At 68.9% G+C, this 18,761-nt stretch carries 16 protein-coding genes and 5 tRNA genes; 12 read left to right on the top strand and 9 right to left on the bottom strand.

Translation table 11 applies throughout. The annotated features are described in order from the left end of the window. Positions 1-137 precede the first annotated feature (137 nt). From NRF20_RS13840 to NRF20_RS13805, 8 genes are all read right to left on the bottom strand, one after another. Entirely contained in the window at positions 138-719 is a 582-nt protein-coding gene (locus NRF20_RS13840; RefSeq protein ID WP_014048542.1) for a GTP-binding protein, read from the bottom strand. Next, positions 700-1,305: a DUF742 domain-containing protein gene (locus NRF20_RS13835; RefSeq protein WP_398630321.1), complete on the bottom strand. Its 606-nt coding sequence runs from the start codon at positions 1,303-1,305 to the stop codon at positions 700-702. Before NRF20_RS13835 ends, NRF20_RS13840 begins: the two co-directional genes overlap by 20 nt. Positions 1,306-1,394: 89 nt before the next feature. Continuing rightward, complete coding sequence (locus tag NRF20_RS13830; RefSeq protein WP_030980891.1) at positions 1,395-1,808, bottom strand: roadblock/LC7 domain-containing protein; 414 nt, start codon at positions 1,806-1,808, stop codon at positions 1,395-1,397. 53 nt (positions 1,809-1,861) lie between these two features. After that, positions 1,862-5,002: a nitrate- and nitrite sensing domain-containing protein gene (locus NRF20_RS13825; protein WP_413752643.1), complete on the bottom strand. Its 3,141-nt coding sequence runs from the start codon at positions 5,000-5,002 to the stop codon at positions 1,862-1,864. A gap of 347 nt (positions 5,003-5,349) precedes the next feature. Continuing rightward, a complete protein-coding gene (locus NRF20_RS13820; RefSeq protein ID WP_072487286.1) occupies positions 5,350-5,931 on the bottom strand; it encodes a GTP-binding protein in 582 nt (193 codons plus the stop codon). Further along, positions 5,912-6,319 (bottom strand): DUF742 domain-containing protein, encoded by a 408-nt coding sequence (locus NRF20_RS13815; RefSeq protein ID WP_398630319.1) that lies wholly within the window; start codon positions 6,317-6,319, stop codon positions 5,912-5,914. The genes NRF20_RS13820 and NRF20_RS13815 overlap by 20 nt, the downstream gene beginning before the upstream one ends. Positions 6,320-6,451: 132 nt before the next feature. After that, the gene (locus NRF20_RS13810; protein WP_003966009.1) at positions 6,452-6,874 is read right to left on the bottom strand and encodes a roadblock/LC7 domain-containing protein; all 423 of its coding nucleotides are present in this window, start codon (positions 6,872-6,874) and stop codon (positions 6,452-6,454) included. Beyond that, the gene (locus tag NRF20_RS13805; protein ID WP_413752642.1) at positions 6,875-10,606 is read right to left on the bottom strand and encodes a nitrate- and nitrite sensing domain-containing protein; all 3,732 of its coding nucleotides are present in this window, start codon (positions 10,604-10,606) and stop codon (positions 6,875-6,877) included. It abuts the gene before it with no gap. A gap of 580 nt (positions 10,607-11,186) precedes the next feature. Between NRF20_RS13805 and NRF20_RS13800 the strand changes: the two genes are divergently transcribed. The 10 genes from NRF20_RS13800 (at position 11,187) to NRF20_RS13755 (ending at position 15,770) form a co-directional block, all read left to right on the top strand. Further along, a complete protein-coding gene (locus NRF20_RS13800) occupies positions 11,187-11,381 on the top strand; it encodes a hypothetical protein (protein ID WP_413752641.1) in 195 nt (64 codons plus the stop codon). Positions 11,382-11,462: 81 nt separating this feature from the next. Continuing rightward, on the top strand, positions 11,463-12,239 hold the full coding sequence (locus tag NRF20_RS13795; protein WP_114246867.1) for a fumarylacetoacetate hydrolase family protein: 777 nt from the start codon (positions 11,463-11,465) through the stop codon (positions 12,237-12,239). Continuing rightward, a complete protein-coding gene (gene gltX / locus NRF20_RS13790; protein WP_398630316.1) occupies positions 12,232-13,704 on the top strand; it encodes a glutamate--tRNA ligase in 1,473 nt (490 codons plus the stop codon). The genes NRF20_RS13795 and gltX overlap by 8 nt, the downstream gene beginning before the upstream one ends. A gap of 218 nt (positions 13,705-13,922) precedes the next feature. Further along, the gene (locus tag NRF20_RS13785; RefSeq protein ID WP_413752640.1) at positions 13,923-14,642 is read left to right on the top strand and encodes an HAD family hydrolase; all 720 of its coding nucleotides are present in this window, start codon (positions 13,923-13,925) and stop codon (positions 14,640-14,642) included. Positions 14,643-14,729: 87 nt separating this feature from the next. Next, positions 14,730-14,801, top strand: a tRNA-Gln gene (locus NRF20_RS13780). Between the two features lie 25 nt (positions 14,802-14,826). Next, positions 14,827-14,899 (top strand) — tRNA-Glu (locus NRF20_RS13775). 60 nt (positions 14,900-14,959) lie between these two features. Next, positions 14,960-15,032 (top strand) — tRNA-Glu (locus NRF20_RS13770). Positions 15,033-15,040: 8 nt separating this feature from the next. Beyond that, positions 15,041-15,112 (top strand) — tRNA-Gln (locus NRF20_RS13765). A gap of 25 nt (positions 15,113-15,137) precedes the next feature. Next, positions 15,138-15,210 (top strand) — tRNA-Glu (locus NRF20_RS13760). A 92-nt stretch (positions 15,211-15,302) separates the two neighbouring features. Beyond that, entirely contained in the window at positions 15,303-15,770 is a 468-nt protein-coding gene (locus NRF20_RS13755) for a monooxygenase family protein (RefSeq protein WP_398630424.1), read from the top strand. Between the two features lie 59 nt (positions 15,771-15,829). Here the strand turns inward: NRF20_RS13755 and ndgR are convergent, their stop codons facing one another. Next, positions 15,830-16,546, bottom strand: coding sequence for an IclR family transcriptional regulator NdgR (gene ndgR / locus NRF20_RS13750; protein ID WP_030928691.1), 717 nt, complete (start codon positions 16,544-16,546; stop codon positions 15,830-15,832). A gap of 174 nt (positions 16,547-16,720) precedes the next feature. Between ndgR and leuC the strand changes: the two genes are divergently transcribed. Continuing rightward, positions 16,721-18,145 carry a 3-isopropylmalate dehydratase large subunit gene (leuC, locus tag NRF20_RS13745; protein ID WP_398630314.1) on the top strand — a complete coding sequence of 475 codons (1,425 nt, stop codon included), beginning with the start codon at positions 16,721-16,723 and terminating at the stop codon, positions 18,143-18,145. Between the two features lie 5 nt (positions 18,146-18,150). Continuing rightward, positions 18,151-18,744: a 3-isopropylmalate dehydratase small subunit gene (leuD, locus tag NRF20_RS13740; RefSeq protein ID WP_383077747.1), complete on the top strand. Its 594-nt coding sequence runs from the start codon at positions 18,151-18,153 to the stop codon at positions 18,742-18,744. The last annotated feature ends 17 nt before the right edge of the window (positions 18,745-18,761 follow it).

The following is an 18,761-nucleotide window of genomic DNA, read 5'->3' as shown; positions in this document are numbered from 1 at the left end:
CACTCCTCCGGGAGTGCGGGGCCTCACGCATTGTGCGACTTTCGGCCACGCTCTGTCCTCGAACGCCGGACGGGCTCGAAAATCGAGCCTGTCCGGCGTTCGAGGACAGGACGGCTGCCGGGCGAACCGGCGAACCCCTACCGCAACCGAGCCATCAGCGCATGCTCCACCAGCGTGATCAGCGCACTCTTGGCATCCGCACGGTGCCGCGCGTCTGTCGTGAGAATCGGGGTGTCGGGTCCGATCTGGAGCGCTTCGCGGACCTCGTCGGGGGTGTAGGGCTGGTGTCCGTCGAAGCCGTTGAGGGCGATGACGAAGGGGAGTCCGCTGTTCTCGAAGTAGTCGACGGCGGGGAAGCAGTCGGCGAGGCGGCGGGTGTCGACGAGGACGACGGCGCCGATGGCGCCGCGGACCAGGTCGTCCCACATGAACCAGAAGCGGTCCTGTCCGGGCGTACCGAAGAGGTACAGGATCAGATCCTGGTCCAGCGTGATGCGGCCGAAGTCCATCGCCACCGTCGTGGTGGTCTTGTCCCCGGTGTGCGTCAGATCGTCGATGCCCGCGGACGCGGACGTCATCACGGCTTCGGTGCGCAGCGGATTGATCTCCGAAACGGCACCGACGAACGTGGTCTTACCCACGCCGAAGCCCCCTGCCACCACGATCTTCGCGGAGGTAGTGGAGCGGGCTGCTCCGCCGCTAGAGCTTGCGAAGTCCACTGAGCACCCTTTCGAGCAGTGTCACATCTGGCTGGCCGCCGGCGGACTCGTCGCCGCCGGGCTGATGGATAGCGACGAGTCCGGCCTCTGCCAGGTCGGCTACGAGGATCCGGGCAACGCCGAGCGGGATCGAGAGCAGTGCCGAAATCTCGGCGACCGACTTGATCTCGATGCACAGCCGGCAGATCCGCTGGTGCTCGGGCAACTGCCCTTGCAGCCGGGACGGATCGGCCGTGGTACTGACCAACGCCTCAATGGCGAGTTGGTAGCGCGGTCGGGTCCGGCCGCCGGTCATGGCGTACGGACGGACCAGCGGATTGTGCGCGGCCGGTGCGGCCGGCTCGGGGGCCTGCCGCGGCTGTACGGGCTGAATGCGGGGCGACTGGGGCGAGTCGTAGCGGTGCGGCCGCTGCGGAGGCCACCCGGGACCCGGCTGAGCGCCCTGCGGCGGCTGCGGAAAGGGCTGATACGGCTGCTGTGTGCCCTGCCTGCTGGGTGCGGAGGGGAAGTTGAAGCGATTGTCCCCGTGCTCACCCGGCACGTTCTGGCCACCGTCGTACCGGTGTCCTCCTGGGGGTTTTGTCACGATTCCTCCTCCGCCTGCCGGTCCCGATCCCAGTGGGTCCGCGCCACCGCACCTTATGGCTCAGTGGCGCGAAACGCACTGTCTGTCTACTAGTTAAGGAGACTCCCCTGAAGTTCGGCGCGGAGGTCCGGGGTGAGGACGGTGCCCGCACGGTCGACAAGTAGGGCCATTTCGTACCCAACCAGACCGATATCGGCGTCCGGATGCGCGAGAACGGCCAGCGAAGATCCGTCGGAGATGGACATGATGAACAAGAATCCGCGCTCCATCTCCACAACTGTCTGATTCACGGCGCCGCCTTCGAAGATCCGGGAGGCGCCCGCGGTCAGCGAGGTCAGACCGGAGGCGACAGCCGCCAGCTGGTCCGCGCGGTCGCGCGGAAAACCTTCGGACATGGCCAGCAGGAGTCCGTCGGCGGAGACCACCACCGTGTGCGACACCCCAGGGGTGTTGTCCACGAAGTTGGTGATCAACCAGTTCAGATTCTGCGCCGCCTGGCTCATCGGGCTCACACTAACGCTCCTGGTTGTAGGTATTACTTGCGTCCGAACCCGCGTTACGTCCCCGCAGCACGCCCCGCCGCAGGTTGCTCAACCTGCCGCGGACGTCCTCGGGGGCGCGGGAGACCTGAGGGCCGTCCTGCAGGGTCTGCTCCGCCGTGCCCTCGACCAGATTGGCCTTGGGCACCCGCCGGGGAAGTCCGGACGGGGTGACCCCGCCGGCCTTTCGGCTCCCGGAGCTTCTCGGCCCGCTCCCAGCGCTCGTCGTTCGCCGAGCGCCAGTCGTCGGAGCCGTTCCCGTTCTGCTGCGCAGGCGACTGCGGCTGCGGCAGTTCCTGCTGCGGCTGTTGCTGTTCGGCGACGGGCCGGTTGTTCCCGCGGCCGGTGGGCTGCCAGTGCTGCTGACCGCCCCGGCGCGGCAGACCGGCGTCGGTCAGCTCGTGGCCGGGGTTCGGGGTGGGCCCCGGACGGTCGAAGCCTACGCGTTCCTGCGGCTCGGCGGGGGTGCTCGGGGCAGATTCCGCTTCGACCTCAGCCGACGGCTCGTACGCGCCCTGGTAGGCGCTCTGATCCGCCCACCCATCCTGGTGGGGCTGGGGAGCGAACTGCTCCTCGTACGACGGCTGCGGGGCCTCACCGGCCGCATAGGCAGCCTCCGCATAGCCGCCCTGAGCGTGGTCGGGCTGCTCGGCAAAGCCCGTGTCGCCGCGGTAGGGGTCGTAGCCGCCGTCGTACGAAGCCTGCTCGTACTGCTCCTGCTGCAGGCCCTGCTGCGGCTCCGGGGCGTACCCGTTGTCGGCGTACTCGTTCCCGGCGGGCTGGTTCGCGGCGTACTGCTCCTGCGGGAACTGCGGGCGCTCGCCGACCGTCTGCGCCTCCAGCGCGGCCCGGCGCTCCTCACGCATCAGCGAGCGGCCCACCGGGTCCAGCTGCGTGGCGTCCACCGGCTGCTGCTCGTAGCGCGAGTCGTCGAAGCCGAGCTCCGCCGCCGTGCGCATCTGGGGCTGGTGCGGCGGCTGTTCGAAGGTCTGCTGCTGCGGAATGATCGAGGAGACGGTGAAGTCGTCCTGCGCGGCGACCGGTTCGCCACCGCCACCGTGGGTGATGGCGTCCGGCAGCATGACCAGCGAGGTCGTTCCGGCCTGCTCGCCCGAGGGACGCAGCTGGACCCGGATGCCGTGCCGGTCGGAGAGCCGGCCGACCACGAACAGACCCATCCGCTGGGACACCGCGGCGTCCACGGTCGGCGGGTTGGCCAGCTTGTGGTTGATGTCGGCGAAGTCTTCGGCGGTGAGGCCGATGCCCTTGTCGTGGATCTCGATCATCACGCGGCTGTCGGGCAGCCGGGTCGCGGTGACCCGCACCTTGGTCTGCGGTGAGGAGAACGTGGTGGCGTTCTCCAGCAGCTCGGCCAGCAGGTGCACGAGGTCGGTGACGGACTGGCCGTGGATCTCGGTCTCCGGCACCCCGGAGAGCTCGATGCGCTCGTACGACTCCACCTCGGAGGAGGCAGCCCGCAACACGTCGACCAGCGGGACCGGCTGGTTCCAGCGGCGGCCCGGCTCCTCGCCGGCGAGGACGAGGAGGTTCTCGCCGTTGCGGCGCATACGGGTGGCCAGGTGGTCCAGCCGGAAGAGGTTCTCCAGCTGGTCCGGGTCGGCCTCGTTGTTCTCCAGGTCGGTGATGAGGGTCAGCTGGCCCTCGATCAGCGACTGGTTGCGACGCGACAGGTTGGTGAAGATCGCGTTGACGTTCCCCCGCAGCATGGCCTGCTCGGCCGCCAGCCGGACCGCCTCGCGGTGAACCTGGTCGAAGGCGCGGGCGACCTCACCGATCTCGTCGTGGCTGTCGATCGGGATCGGCTGGACGCGGGTGTCGACCCGGCCCGGATCGGTCCTGGAGAGCTGGTCGACCAGCATCGGCAGCCGCTGCTCGGCGATCCCGAAGGCGGCCGTACGCAGCTGGCGCATCGAGCGGCTCATCTGTCGGGCCATCAGCCCGGCCAGGACGAAGGCGGCCAGCAGCGCGACGACCACGACGGCGGCGTTGATGACGGCGTCGTTCTTGGCGCTGGACGAGATGTCCGCGGCCTCGGTCACGGCCTTGTCGACGAGCTCGTCCTCGACCGTGGTGTAGCCGTCGAACTTGGCGGTGGCGGCCGCCATCCAGGTCTCGGGCGTGATGCCCTTCGCGGCCAGCTTCTCGGGCGACTTGCCCTGCCCGATCTGCTGGGCCATGCCGTCGAAGACCGAGCCGTCGACACTGGGCGGCGCGACGAACGGGACACCCGCGGCGTCGGCCTGCTCCTTCGCCTTCTTCAGCTTCTTCGCGCCGTCGGCCGACTTGGCGGCCATGACCTGCTTCAGCCGGGCTGCGTCGGCCTCCGTGCCACCGGAGACGAACTCGCCGAGCGCGATCTGCTCCAGGTAGTTGTACGAGCCGAAGGCTTTGACCTGGGCGTCGAACTTGGTGCCCTCCTGGTTCGGACGCACCAGCAGATGCATACCGATGGAGCGCTGAAGCGATCCTGCAGCCTTGGCGAGCTCGATCGCGTAAACCGTACGCCCGTAGCTGGTGATGTTGCCGGTGCCCAGACCGAGCTCGTTGCAGAACTCCATCAGGGAGTGCTGCACCTGGACGTAGCCCTCTTCCGTCTTCACCGGGTCCATGCCCTCGGCGTAGGCGGCCTTGCGCAGCTCGGGAAGCTTGGGCTCCTCCAGCCGGAACAGCTGAAGACGCCGCTCCAGGCCCTGCTTCTTGGGCAGGTCCTTCACGGCCGTGTCGAACTTGGCCGCGGCCGCGTCGGTGGTGGCCCGGACCTGGCTGACGGCAGCGGCGTCACGCTTGTTGGACAGCAGGGGCTGGGCGGAGAGGTCACGCTCATTGAGGAGCGCCTGACCGTACACGGAGGCCGCGCGCACGATCAGTGCGGTCTTCTCGGCGTCCTGCGCCTCCCGCCAGGTGTCGATCGACCCCTTCACCTGGAAGCCGCCCATGACCAGGCCGACCAGCACCGGGATCAGGAGGATCGCGTTCAGCCGCGTGGGCACCCGCCAGTTGCGCGGGGACATCCGGCTGCTGCTGCCACCGGACGCCACTGCCCCGGACACGGCGGCAGGCGACGCCGCGGCGCGCGGCGGCGGGGTGAAGTTGCCCCGCTCCTGCTGTGCCGCGGAGCCCTCGTTGCTACGCCTCACTCGACCAACAACCTCTCGGCGTCGGCACCTACGTTGTGCCGTTTTTCGTTCAGGGCCGTACTACTGGGGAGTTCGTCGAATTCCAGCACGGGGACCGGCCGCGTTCCAAACAGTCGGAACCAGCCATTCCGAGTGGTCCAGGCCTCAGATAAAACGGGCATAAAGAGCGAGCCCCGTCAAAAGGCGGGGCTCATGTGAGCACAGCGGTACCGATTGAATGCATCGGGTGTTGAACGCGGGACAATTCTCTGTCGAAACGTTATGAACACGGGGGCGGATCGTGTCAAAGGACACAGTCCACCCCCGTTTGGTTACGGTAACTGCCGTATATCAATACAGACTTGCGCCTACTTCAGCCGTGCCATCAGTGCGTGTTCGACGAGCGTGATGAGGCCGCTCTTGGCATCCGCACGGTGCCGCGCGTCTGTCGTGATGATCGGGGTGTCGGGTCCGATCTGGAGCGCTTCGCGGACCTCGTCGGGGGTGTAGGGCTGGTGTCCGTCGAAGCCGTTGAGGGCGATGACGAAGGGGAGTCCGCTGTTCTCGAAGTAGTCGACGGCGGGGAAGCAGTCGGCGAGGCGGCGGGTGTCGACGAGGACGACGGCGCCGATGGCGCCGCGGACCAGGTCGTCCCACATGAACCAGAAGCGGTCCTGTCCGGGCGTACCGAAGAGGTACAGGATCAGGTCCTGGTCCAGGGTGATGCGGCCGAAGTCCATGGCGACGGTCGTCGTCGTCTTGCCGCCGGTGTGCGTCAAGTCGTCGATGCCCGCGGACGCGGACGTCATCACGGCTTCCGTACGCAACGGGTTGATCTCCGAAACGGCACCGACGAACGTGGTCTTACCCACGCCGAAGCCCCCCGCCACCACGATCTTCGCCGAGGTGGTGGCGCGGGCCGCACCGCCGCTAGAGCTTGCGAAGTCCACTGAGCACCCTTTCGAGCAGCGTCACATCCGGCGTGCCGCCGGCCTCTCCATTGCCCGGCTGGTGGATGGCCACCATGCCGGCTTCCGCCAGGTCCGCGACAAGAATCCGGGCCACACCGAGCGGCATCGACAGCAGCGCCGAGACCTCGGCCACCGACTTGACCTCACGGCAGAGGTGGCAGATCCGCTGGTGCTCGGGGAGCAGCGTCCCCAGGTGCGCGGGGTCGGCCGTGGTGGAGACCAGTGCCTCGATCGCGAGTTGGTAGCGCGGTCGGGTCCGGCCGCCGGTCATGGCATATGGACGGACCAGCGGCTGGTCGCCTTCACTGTCGTACGACGCGTGGTGCAGTGCGCCGTACGGATCGGGTGAGGCGGGTGGCGGGGTCATGAATCCTCCGGGCGTGACAGCAAGGGGTCGGCTTGCCGTCTGAAGGGGCCGGTGGGGGGCTCTAGCGGCCGAACGGGCTGGGGATGAGGGCGTTACCTGGGGCAATCGAGTCTGTCATCGATCCACGGCCGCCTAGTGGAGCAGGCTGCCTTGGAGCTCGGCACGGAGGTCCGGGGTGAGGACGGTGCCCGCACGGTCGACCAGGAGGGCCATTTCGTACCCGACCAGACCGATGTCGGCGTCAGGGTGGGCGAGCACGGCCAGCGAGGAGCCGTCAGAAATGGACATCAGGAAGAGGAACCCGCGTTCCATCTCCACCACGGTCTGGCTGACGGCGCCGCCTTCGAAGATCCGGGAGGCGCCCGCGGTCAGCGAGGTCAGACCGGAGGCGACAGCCGCCAGCTGGTCCGCGCGGTCGCGCGGGAAACCTTCGGACATGGCCAGCAGGAGTCCGTCGGCGGAGACCACCACCGTGTGCGACACCCCGGGGGTGTTGTCCACGAAGTTGGTGATCAACCAGTTCAGATTCTGCGCGGCCTGACTCATCGGGCTCAACTAACGCTCCTGCTGGTGAGTGGGGCCGAGGGGAAAACTTCCGGTCGACTGGCTGTTGTTGGCCTGCCGTCCCTGCTGGATGCCCCGGCGGAGATTGGTCAACCGCCCGCGCACATCATCGGGCGCACGCGACACCTGAGGACCGGACTGATGGTTCTGCTGCTGGGCGGTGCCCGGCACCAGATTGGCGCGAGGTACCCGGCGAGGCAGTCCGGAGGTGGTCACTCCGCCTGCCGCGGGCTTCTTGGCCCGCTCCGCCTGCCGTACGAGTTCGTCGTTCGGCGAAGGGCGCCAGGAGCTCGTGGTGGCGCCCGTGTCGCCTCCGCCGCGGCGCGGCGCGGCGGGAGCGGGACGCTCCTGGGCCGACTGCTGCGGGAAGTCGGGCGCCTGCGGCTCGGCGGGCGGCTGCTGACCGCCCTGCTGCGGGCCGTGGAACCAGTTCGTCTCCAGGGTGTCGTACAGCGGCGTACGGCCGTCCCCGGGCCCGGCCGGAGGCAGCGCCTCGGGCTGCGGCTGCGGCGGCAGGACCGGGCGGTACTGCGCGTCACCGTTGGGCACGGCGGGCGGACGCGGGGCACCGAAGTCCCCGTTGTCCCGGCCGCGCTGACGCGGTGCCGGCAGGCCCTGGTCCTGCGCCCGATCGGGCTGCGGCTGTCCGAAGTCGGGGCGGGCGAACTGCGCGGTGCTCGCCGGGTCCTGCGGAGACTGGGCCTGCGGGGCCGGGGCCGAGAAGTCGGGGCGGGCGAACTCGGCGGTGGAGCCGGGGCCCTGCCGGTCGTCCATGGGCGGCCGCGGGGTGAGCGGTGGGCTCGTCGGCCGCTGGAACCGGCCGGTGGACTCGGGCTCCTCGTGGCCGCGCGGGGCGTCCAGCGGAGCACGCCGTGGCGCGGACGGCTCCTCGGTGCCCCAGCTGGTGGTCTGCGGGCGCTGCGGCTGCGGGTTGCCACCGGGCAGCTCGGCACGCGGACCGCCGACCGGGGGCAGCTGACGACCGGGGTCGACCGGACCGCCGGGCTGCTGGAAACCGCCCTGGCCGCCCGGGTTCTGCCGGGCCTGCTGCGGCTGCGGGGACTGCCACGGGCTCGGGCCGTTCGACCGGCCCTGCTGGTCGCCGCGGTCCTGGCGGCCGGGGTCCTGGCGGTGCTGGCCGAACAAGTCGGGCTGGGACGAGTCCGTACGGCCCGTTCCGTCGCCCTGGCCGCGGGCGCCGCGCCGGGCACCGTTGCCGAAGGCACCGGCGAGGCCACCGCCCTGACGCTGCGGCTCCTGACGCGAGGTGTCCTGCGGGCCGGTGTTGGACAGCCCGGCGGACTGGAAGCCGGCGTTCTGTTGGCCCTGCTGGTTCTGCGGCTGGCGGGGGCCGCCGTCACGCGAGGGCAGCGCGGCACGCGGACCGGAGCCCGCACCGACCTGACCGCGCGCGGCACCCGGCCCCGCGGCGAGCCGGCCTGCCGGGGCCGACGGAGCGCCTCCGAGGCCGGGACGGGAACCGTTGCCCGCGCCCGTACCGCTGCCACCGCCGAGCAGACCGCCGGGGGCGGAGGGCTGCTGCCCGGGTCCCGGCTTGGGGGCCGGCTGCTTGCCGCCGTGCGCGACCTCGACGGGGAGCATGACCAGCGCGGTCGTGCCACCTGAGTCCGAGGGCCGCAACTGGATCCGGATGCCGTGACGCAGGGACAGCCGGCCGACCACGAACAGACCCATGCGGCGGGAGACCGAGACGTCCACGGTGGGCGGCGAGGCGAGCCGCTCGTTGATCGCCGCGAGGTCCTCGGGGGAGAGGCCGATGCCGGTGTCGTGGATCTCGACCAGCACCCGCCCGTCGGGCAGCGCGTGACCGGTGACCCGGACCTTCGTCTGCGGCGAGGAGAACGACGTGGCGTTCTCCAACAGCTCGGCGAGCAGGTGCACGAGGTCATTGACGACGCGGCCCGCGACCTCGGTGGCGGGCACCGCGGCCAGTTCGATGCGCTCGTACTGCTCCACCTCGGAGGCGGCGGCGCGGAGCACGTCGACCAGCGGGACGGGGCGGGTCCACCGGCGGCCCGGCTCCTCGCCCGCGAGAACGAGGAGGTTCTCGCCGTTACGGCGCATACGGGTCGCGAGGTGGTCGAGCTTGAAGAGCGAGGACAGCTGGTCCGGGTCGGCCTCGCGCGACTCCAGTTCGGAGATGAGCGAGAGCTGACGCTGGATGAGGCCCTGGCTGCGGCGCGAGAGGTTGGTGAACATCGCGTTGACGTTGCCCCGCAGGAGGGCCTGCTCGGCGGCGAGACGGACGGCCTCGCGGTGCACGTCGTCGAAGGCCGCGGCCACCTTGCCGATCTCGTCCCGGGAGTGCACACCGACCGACTCGACCGAGGTGTCGACGTCCTGCGGGTCGGTCTCGGAGAGCTGCTTGACGAGCTCGGGCAGCCGGTCCTGGGCGACGCGCGTAGCTGTGTCCTGCAGTTGCCGCAGCGAGCGGATCATCGACCGGGCGACGACGAAGGCGCCGACCAGCGAGACACCGAGCACCAGCAGGATGAGCGCACCGCTGATGATCGCTTCGCGCTTCGACTCGTCGCGGAGCTCGCGGGCCTTGCCCTCCATGTCGCTGCGGAGGGTTTCCTCGATGGTCTTCATCGCCTGGATCTTGGTGGAGCTCTGGTCGTACCAGTCCAGATAGGAACGCCGAGGCATGCCGTCCATGCCCGAGGGGCCTTCCAGGACCTTCTTCGCGTAGGTCTCGGAGGCCTTGATCTCCGGGTTGCCCTCCTTCAGCGTGGCGATCAGCTCTTCGGCGTTGTTGCCGGTCGCCGCGTAGACCGCCTCGAAGGAGCGGAGCGCAGATTCTTCCTTTTGCAGCGCGCCGGCGCCGAACTGCTGGTCGTTCGGGTCGAGGTGCGGCTGCTTGCCGTTGCCGCCGGGCAGCGACGCGGCGATGATCGCCCGCTGGACCGAGGCGTACTCCTTGGCGGAGGAGAAGGCCGCCAGCGCCCGGGTCCGCTTGATCATCTCCGAGTTGCTGGTCGCCTGCGCCATGTCCTGCGAGAGGCTCAGCAGCGAGGTGATCAGCTGGCTGTACTGGTCGACGGTCTGGAGGCCGGGGGAGCCCTTGGCGTACGCCGTCTTGCGGATGTCGCGGATCGCGGCAAGCTGGCTGGCGATCTGGTTGACGCTCGAGTAGATGCCTTCGAGGGCCTCGTCGCCCGACGGGTCGCCGATCGAGTTCGTCGCGTCCAGGAAGGCCGTCTTCGCCCGGTCGGTCTTCTTGCGGGGCTCGGTGACCTTGAAGTCGTCGGCCTTCACGCCGTTGGACAGCGGACCCGCCGACCGGTCGCGCTCGTCCTGGAGCGCATTGGCGAGCGTGGTCGCCTGCGCGGTCATCTGGGTGAGCAGCTGCATGTGATCCAGCTGCTGGATGTCGTTCATGGAGTCGTTGATCCGCAGTCCGCCCAGCGTGGTCGCGGCGACCACGGGAAGGGCGAGCAGGGAGACCAGACGCGTGCTGATCCGCCAGTTGCGAAGAGCTACCCGCGAGCCGGTGCTGACGGGGCCCCGGGGCTTGAGCGACGAGATCGGATCGGTGCCGCTGCCAGACGTGGCACCGGGGTGCCGGTCGCGGTCACCGCTGTCGCCGGCCGAGGCCGGTCCGGGGTTCTGGGCGTGCTGGGGCGAGGAACCACGGTCGGTCCCGCCGCGCGGCTCCTGTTCCGCCGCAGCGCTGCCATCCCTCTTGAAACGTCCCTGCACTAGCGTCGCAACCTCTGGACCAGGCGTCCCTCCGCGCGAAGCGGGTGGGACGGTGTCGGCGTCGTGGGGCGTTGTGTCCGCCCCCTGGTGGTCGTTGAGCGACCGGCGCTTCTCCCCTTCCCGCCGCCACTCGGCGCTGCGTTGCGCCCCTGCGCGCCGGTCCGAAACCCGCGGCGGTGCGTGGAATTCCAGCACAGTGCCGGATCTCCAACAAGGGCCCCGTACCGGGCCGTGGCCTGGGTGACGCGTTGTGATGGGGGAGTAACGAACCGTGGAGCGTGTTCGCGGGCAAAGTGGACCATTAAGGGTGAATCGGTGGAGGGTGAAGGGTGTCCCAGTCGACATGATCAGGAGCGGAATCGCTCATTCAGTGGTGCAATGTCCGTTTCCGTCGGAGTGATCGACCGCCCGGAATGAGGCAATTGTCGACGCAGTCGTGAGGAAACTCACATGATGATCGTCGTCTCATCCGGGCTCCCGAAGGGAATTGGATGTTTAGCCTGACGCTTTACAGGGATGGCAAATCCGACAACCGGCGCCCCTCCGGGCGGCGCCCGTAACGACAGGGTCCGAACGGCAGATGAAGACGACGATGATGTTCCGCAACATTGCCAACCCCCGGCGCACCACGCTGGCGCACCTCAAGGACGCCGACGAGCTGCAGACGCCGGAACTGCCGGAACGCGCCGTCGAGCTGCCCACCCAGACGGCCAACCCCCGCCGCACCATCCTCATGGAAGCCCCGGTCACGGCCCCGGCCGCAGCGGCCGAGTAATGCGCGGTTGTCCCCCCTCACCCGCGTTAGCCTGGAGCGTCAGTCTTCAGCCAGCCAGCAAGTGAGGGGCGACAGCATCCCGTGCGCATCGCCAGGTTCTCCATCGACGGCAATGTCGCCTTCGGCGCCGTCGAGGGCGAGGGGCCCGATGGTCTCGTCCTCGACATCATCAAAGGCATCCCGTACGCCGAGTTCGAGCTCTCCGGCACCAAGGTCCCGCTGAGCAAGGTCCGCCTCCTGCCGCCCGTGCTCCCCAACAAGGTCGTGGCCATCGGCCGCAACTACGCGGAGCACGCCGCGGAACTCGGCAACGAGGTACCGGACGTCCCCGTCGCCTTCTTCAAGCCCACCACCTCGGTGATCGGCTCCGGCGACGCCATCGAGTACCCCTCCTTCTCCAACGAACTCCACCACGAGGCCGAACTGGCCGTGGTCATCGGCCGTATGTGCCGCGAAGTGCCGCGTGAGCGCGTGAAGGACGTCATCTTCGGCTACACCTGCGCCAATGACGTCACCGCCCGCGATGCCCAGAAGCGCGAGAAGCAGTGGGCCCGGGCCAAGGGCTTCGACACGTCCTGCCCGCTCGGCCCCTGGGTGGAGACCGACCTCGACCCCAGCGACCTGACCATTCAGGCCACGGTCAACGGCGAGCAACGCCAACTGGGCCGTACGAGCGACATGATCCGCTCCATCGAGGATCTGGTCGTCCACATCACGGAAGCCATGACGCTGCTCCCGGGCGATGTGATCCTTACCGGCACTCCCGCAGGGGTCGGACCCCTCCATGTCGGCGACGAGGTCGCCGTCACCATCGAAGGCATCGGCACTCTCACCAACAAGGTGATCAAGCGTGGTTAACGCAGCGGTTCGCGTACGTTTCTGTCCCTCCCCGACCGGCAACCCCCATGTGGGCCTGGTCCGCACCGCCCTCTTCAACTGGGCCTTCGCCCGCCACCATGGCGGCACCCTGGTCTTCCGCATCGAGGACACCGACGCGGCCCGCGACTCCGAGGAGTCCTACAACCAGCTCCTGGAGTCGATGCGCTGGCTCGGCTTCGACTGGGACGAGGGTCCCGAGGTCGGCGGCCCGCACGCCCCTTACCGCCAGTCGCAGCGCATGGACATCTACAAGGATGTCGCCGAGAAGCTTCTCGCAGGCGGGTACGCGTACCACTGCTACTGCACCACCGAGGAGCTCGACACCCGCCGCGACGCCGCCCGTGCCGCCGGCAAGCCGTCCGGCTACGACGGCCACTGCCGAGACCTCACGGCCGAGCAGATCGCCGCGTACGAGGCCGAGGGCCGCACCTCCATCGTCCGCTTCCGGATGCCCGACGAGGCGCTGACCTTCACCGACCTGGTCCGCGGCGAGCTGACCTTCCAGCCGGAGAACGTGCCGGACTACGGCATCGTCCGTGCCAACGGCGCCCCGCTCTACACGCTGGTCAACCCGGTCGACGACGCGCTGATGGAGATCACCCACGTCCTGCGCGGCGAGGACCTGCTCTCCTCCACCCCGCGTCAGCTCGCCCTCTACAAGGCGCTCATCGAGCTCGGCATCGCCAAGGACACCCCGGCCTTCGGCCACCTGCCGTACGTCATGGGCGAGGGCAACAAGAAGCTCTCCAAGCGCGACCCGCAGGCCTCGCTCAACCTCTACCGCGAGCGCGGCTTCCTGCCCGAGGGGCTGCTCAACTACCTCTCCCTGCTGGGCTGGTCGATCGCCGAGGACCGCGACATCTTCTCCATCGAGGAGATGGTGGCCGCGTTCGACATCAAGGACGTCAACGCCAACCCGGCGCGCTTCGACCTGAAGAAGTGCGAGCACATCAACGCCGAGCACATCCGCAAGCTGGATGTGAAGACGTTCACCGAGGCCTGCGGCCCCTGGCTGAAGGCCCCGTTCGCCACGTGGGCCCCGGAGGCCTTCGACGCGGACCAGTTCGCGGCGATTGCCCCGCACGCCCAGACCCGCGTCACGGTCCTGTCCGACATCACGGCCAACGTCGACTTCCTCTTCCTCGACGAGCCGGCCACCGACGAGGCGTCCTGGGCCAAGGCGATGAAGCAGGGCTCCGACGCCCTGCTCGTCACGGCCCGCGCCAAGCTGGCCGACGCCGAGTGGAACGCGGACGCCCTGAAGAACGCCATCCTCACCGCCGGCGAGGAGCACGGCCTGAAGCTCGGCAAGGCCCAGGCCCCGGTCCGCGTCGCGGTCACCGGCCGCACGATCGGCCTGCCGCTCTTCGAGTCCCTGGAGATCCTGGGCCGCGAGAAGACCCTGGCCCGCATCGACGCGGCACTGGCCAAGCTGACCGCGTAACCGTCCAGGTCACACCCTGAGGGGGCGGCCCCGGTTCACTCCGGGGATCCGCCCCCTCTGCCGTTTCTCGGCGGCTCGTCCGTCGGCACCCGCATGCAGGCCGCCCGGCGCAAAGGTTCGGCTCTGAGGACATCGACGACCTGAAGATTGTCTTCATCGGTCTGCAGAGCACCGCGAAACCCACCGCACTCGCCGCGTAGGAACCTAGGCTGGGCCCCATGACGATCCGCGCGGTCCTCTGGGACATCGACGACACGATCTTCGACTACACGGGCGCCGACCGCGTCGGCATGAGCAAGCATCTCGAACACGAGGGCCTGCCCGACGGATACGACTCCGTCGAGCAGGCCCTCGCTGCCTGGCGGACGATCACCGATGTGCACTGGGCGCGGTTCGCCGCCGGGGAGACGGACTTCCAGGGGCAGCGCCGGGACCGGGTCCGGGAGTTCCTCTCGCGGGCGCTGGAGGATGCCGAGGCCGACGACTGGTTTGCTCGGCACGCGGCCCACTACGAGGCCGCCTGGTCGCTCTTTCCCGATGTGCTGCCCGTACTGGATGCGCTGGCGGGTGGGTTCCGGCACGGGGTGCTGTCGAACTCCAGCATTCACAACCAGGACCGCAAGCTGCGCACGCTCGGTGTGCGGGAGCGGTTCGAGGCCGTGGTGTGCGCTGTGGAACTGGGCGTCTCCAAACCCGAGGCCGGTGCATTCCACGCCGCCTGCGACGCGCTGGCGCTGGAGCCGCATGAGGTCGCGTACGTGGGGGACGAGCCGGACATCGACGCGGGCGGCGCGGTTGCCGCGGGGCTGATGGGGATCTGGCTGGACCGGGGCGGACGGGGCGGGCGGCCCGAACTCGTCCGTATCAGCGGGCTCGATCAGCTGCCCGGTCTGCTGGCGGGCAATACCCGTTTTGGAGCGCCGGACACCTTCGGGTAATGTTCTTCCTGCGCCGCCCGAGCGGGACGGAAGATCCGAACGGGAAGCGCAAACCGAACAAGACCCCTCATCGGGGTTGAGTTTTGGTGGGCTATGGTGTAATTGGCAACACTACGGTTTCTGGTACCGTCATTCTAGGTTCGAGTCCTGGTAGCCCAGCGCAGAAATGCAACAGTAGTAACAAGCCCCCGTTGTGTAGCGGCCTAGCACGCTGCCCTCTCACGGCAGTAGCGCCGGTTCGAATCCGGTCGGGGGTACAGATCCTTCCCGCGAGATCATCTGGGTCGCACCCACGCTCTCGATGCAGGATCGCTAGGGCCCCCGTTGTGTAGCGGCCTAGCACGCTGCCCTCTCACGGCAGTAGCGCCGGTTCGAATCCGGTCGGGGGTACTTCACCATGGGCTATGGTGTAATTGGCAACACTACGGTTTCTGGTACCGTCATTCTAGGTTCGAGTCCTGGTAGCCCAGCGCAGAAATGCAACAGTAGTAACAAGCCCCCGTTGTGTAGCGGCCTAGCACGCTGCCCTCTCACGGCAGTAGCGCCGGTTCGAATCCGGTCGGGGGTACAACAGAACGACAGATGAGGGCCCCTCACCTCGGTGAGGGGCCCTCATCTGTCGTTCCCTCAGAGTCCGTACCGCCGGGCCGACTCCTCTTCCTGCGCCATCCTGCGCAGCGACATCAGCAGGGGCTCGTAGAGCACCGCCGACGCGACCGCCGTCTCCACCTGCTCCGCCTCTGTGGGGTGCGTCTCCATCATGTCCAGGTCCTGGACGGCGACTTGGTGCATGAGGCGGGCCTGCTCGGATACGCGCTGCTGTCCGGCTCGCCGCGGACGTACTGCGTCGTCCAGTACTGGGAGTCGAAGGAGAAGCTGTACGCGTACGCGAGCGCTCCCGACATGTTCCACCACAAGGCCTGGGCGATGATGAACCGCAAGGAGAAGAAGTCCCGGCAGCATGTGGGGCTGTGGCACGAGACATACATAGTGCCCGAGGAGGGCTACGAATCGATCTACGCCGATATGCCGGCCTACGGACTGGCCGCAGTGACCGGCGTACTGCCGATCGAGGGGCGGGGTCGTCGGGCGGCGGACCGTCTCGCGCACCGCTCGTCCGCGAAGTGAGGTTCTGAGAGGGGGGCCGCCACGACGCTGGGGCGGCCGGAAGGTATTTCCTGCGTACGTCAGCCGTTGCGGCGCAGGGCCTCGCTGAGCCTGGCCGCCGAGTCGATGACCGCCTGGGCGTGCATCCGGCCCGGGTGCCGGGTCAGCCGCTCGATCGGTCCGGAGACCGAGACGGCGGCGACCACCCGGTTCGAGGGGCCACGCACCGGCGCCGAGACCGAGGCGACGCCCGGCTCGCGCTCGCCGATCGACTGGGCCCAGCCCCTGCGCCGTACGCCCGAGAGCGCCGTCGCCGTGAAACGGGCGCCCTGGAGGCCGCGGTGCAGGCGCTCCGGCTCCTCCCAGGCCATCAGGATCTGGGCCGACGAGCCGGCCTTCATGGTGAGCGTGGAGCCGACCGGCACGGTGTCCCGCAGGCCGGACAGCCGCTCCGCCGCCGCCACGCAGATCCGCATGTCGCCCTGTCGCCGGTAGAGCTGCGCGCTCTCGCCGGTGATGTCACGGAGGTGGGTGAGCACCGGTCCCGCCGTGGCCAGCAACCGGTCCTCGCCCGCCGCCGCCGCCAGTTCCGCCAGCCGGGGGCCGAGAATGAAACGGCCCTGCATGTCCCTCGCCACCATGCGGTGGTGTTCGAGTGCCACGGCCAGTCGATGAGCCGTGGGTCGTGCGAGCCCGGTCGCCGCGACCAGTCCGGCGAGGGTGGCCGGACCGGACTCCAGGGCGCTCAATACCAGAGCTGCCTTGTCGAGAACGCCGACGCCACTAGAGTTGTCCATACGACGATACTCCCGTCTCACTCTGTGAAACGCAAGTTCAATTTTCGGCGGAAGTTGCGAACCTGTAGGGGCGGCCACACAACGGCCCGTAGCCACCGCCCCGCACGGGGGTCCGGACGGCGGCGCACCGAATCTCTAGTTGGGCCGGCGAAGACGCCGGCCGGAGGGAAAGCGATGGGTAGGACACTCGCGGAGAAGGTCTGGGACGACCATGTCGTCCGGCGCGCCGATGGTGAGCCCGACCTCCTCTTCATTGATCTGCACCTGCTGCACGAGGTGACCAGCCCCCAGGCCTTCGACGGCCTCCGTCAGGCCGGACGCCGGGTGCGGCGCCTCGACCTCACCATCGCCACCGAGGATCACAACACCCCGACCCTCGACATCGACAAGCCCATCGCCGACCCGGTCTCCCGTGCCCAGTTGGAGACGCTGCGCAAGAACTGTGCGGAGTTCGGTGTACGGCTGCACCCGCTGGGTGACGTCGAGCAGGGCGTCGTGCACGTGGTCGGCCCGCAGCTGGGGCTGACCCAGCCCGGCACCACGGTCGTCTGCGGCGACTCCCACACCTCCACACACGGTGCGTTCGGCGCGCTGGCGTTCGGCATCGGCACCAGCCAGGTCGAGCACGTGCTGGCCACCCAGACGTTGCCGATGGCCCGCCCGAAGACGATGGCGATCACCATCGACGGCGAACTGCCCGACGGCGTCACGGCCAAGGACCTGATCCTCGCGATCATCGCCCGGATCGGCACCGGCGGCGGCCAGGGCTACATCCTCGAATACCGCGGCTCGGCCATTGAGAAGCTCTCGATGGAAGCCCGGATGACCATCTGCAACATGTCGATCGAGGCCGGCGCCCGGGCAGGCATGATCGCCCCGGACGAGACCACGTTCGACTACCTGAAGGGCCGCGACCACGCCCCGCAGGGCGAGGACTGGGACGCCGCCGTCGCGTACTGGAAGACGCTGCGCACGGACGACGACGCGGTCTTCGACGCCGAGGTCGTCATCGACGCCGCAGAACTGGCCCCGTTCGTCACCTGGGGCACCAACCCCGGCCAGGGCGCGCCCCTGTCTGCCAACGTCCCCGACCCGGCTTCGTACGAGGACGCCTCGGAGCGCAACGCCGCCGAAAAAGCCCTGGAATACATGGGGTTGACCGCCGGCCAGCCGCTGCGCGAGATCAACGTGGACACCGTCTTCGTAGGCTCCTGCACCAACGGCCGGATCGAGGACCTGCGTAACGCCGCCGCGATCCTGGACGGCCGCAAAGTCGCGAGAGGCGTACGGATGCTGGTCGTCCCGGGCTCGGTCCGGGTCGCCCTGCAGGCCGTCGAGGAGGGCCTGGACAAGGTTTTCACCGCCGCAGGCGCCGAATGGCGGCACGCGGGCTGCTCGATGTGTCTCGGCATGAACCCCGACCAGCTGGCCCCCGGCGAGCGCTCCGCCTCCACCTCGAACCGCAACTTCGAGGGACGGCAGGGCAAGGGCGGCCGTACGCACCTGGTCTCCCCGCAGGTCGCCGCCGCCACCGCCGTGCTGGGCCACCTGGCCTCGCCGGCCGACCTGTCCGAAGCCCGTACGCCCGCCGGAGTCTGAGAATCATGGAAGCTTTCACCACACACACCGGCCGGGCCGTCCCGCTGCGCCGGAGCAACGTCGACACCGACCAGATCATCCCCGCCCACTGGCTGAAGAAGGTCACCCGCGACGGCTTCGAGGACGGACTCTTCGAGGCCTGGCGCAAGGACGAGAACTTCGTCCTCAACCGCCCGGAGCGCAGCGGCGCCACGGTGCTGGTGGCCGGTCCCGACTTCGGCACCGGATCGTCCCGCGAACACGCCGTGTGGGCGCTGCAGAACTACGGTTTCAAGGCCGTCATCTCCTCCCGGTTCGCCGACATCTTCCGGGGTAACTCGCTGAAGAACGGCCTGTTGACCGTCGTTCTCGACCAGAAGGTCGTCGACGCGCTCTGGGAGCTGACCGAGGCCGACCCGACCGCCGAGATCACCGTCGACCTGGAGGCGCGCCAGGTCCGTGCCGAGGGCATCACGGCCGACTTCGAGCTCGACGAGAACGCCCGCTGGCGACTGCTGAACGGGCTGGACGACATCAGTCTCACCCTTCAGAACGAAGCGGACATCGCGACTTATGAGGTGGCAAGGCCGACCTTCAAGCCGCGTACAATTAACGCCTGAGCAGCGCGTTTCCAGGA

This window comes from Streptomyces sp. R-74717 (assembly GCF_047305335.1).
Lineage (GTDB): Bacteria > Actinomycetota > Actinomycetes > Streptomycetales > Streptomycetaceae > Streptomyces > Streptomyces atratus.
This window is presented reverse-complemented; position numbering and strand designations above follow the sequence as displayed.

Excerpts from the sequence above, each read along its gene's own strand:
- leuD (WP_383077747.1), top strand. The coding sequence starts at position 18,151 with ATGGAAGCTTTCACCACACACACCGGCCGGGCCGTCCCGCTGCGCCGG.
- ndgR (WP_030928691.1), bottom strand. The coding sequence starts at position 16,546 with ATGGACAACTCTAGTGGCGTCGGCGTTCTCGACAAGGCAGCTCTGGTA.
- NRF20_RS13800 (WP_413752641.1), top strand. The coding sequence starts at position 11,187 with ATGAAGACGACGATGATGTTCCGCAACATTGCCAACCCCCGGCGCACC.
- NRF20_RS13785 (WP_413752640.1), top strand. The coding sequence starts at position 13,923 with ATGACGATCCGCGCGGTCCTCTGGGACATCGACGACACGATCTTCGAC.
- NRF20_RS13830 (WP_030980891.1), bottom strand. The coding sequence starts at position 1,808 with ATGAGCCAGGCGGCGCAGAATCTGAACTGGTTGATCACCAACTTCGTG.
- leuC (WP_398630314.1), top strand. The coding sequence starts at position 16,721 with ATGGGTAGGACACTCGCGGAGAAGGTCTGGGACGACCATGTCGTCCGG.
- NRF20_RS13815 (WP_398630319.1), bottom strand. The coding sequence starts at position 6,319 with ATGACCCCGCCACCCGCCTCACCCGATCCGTACGGCGCACTGCACCAC.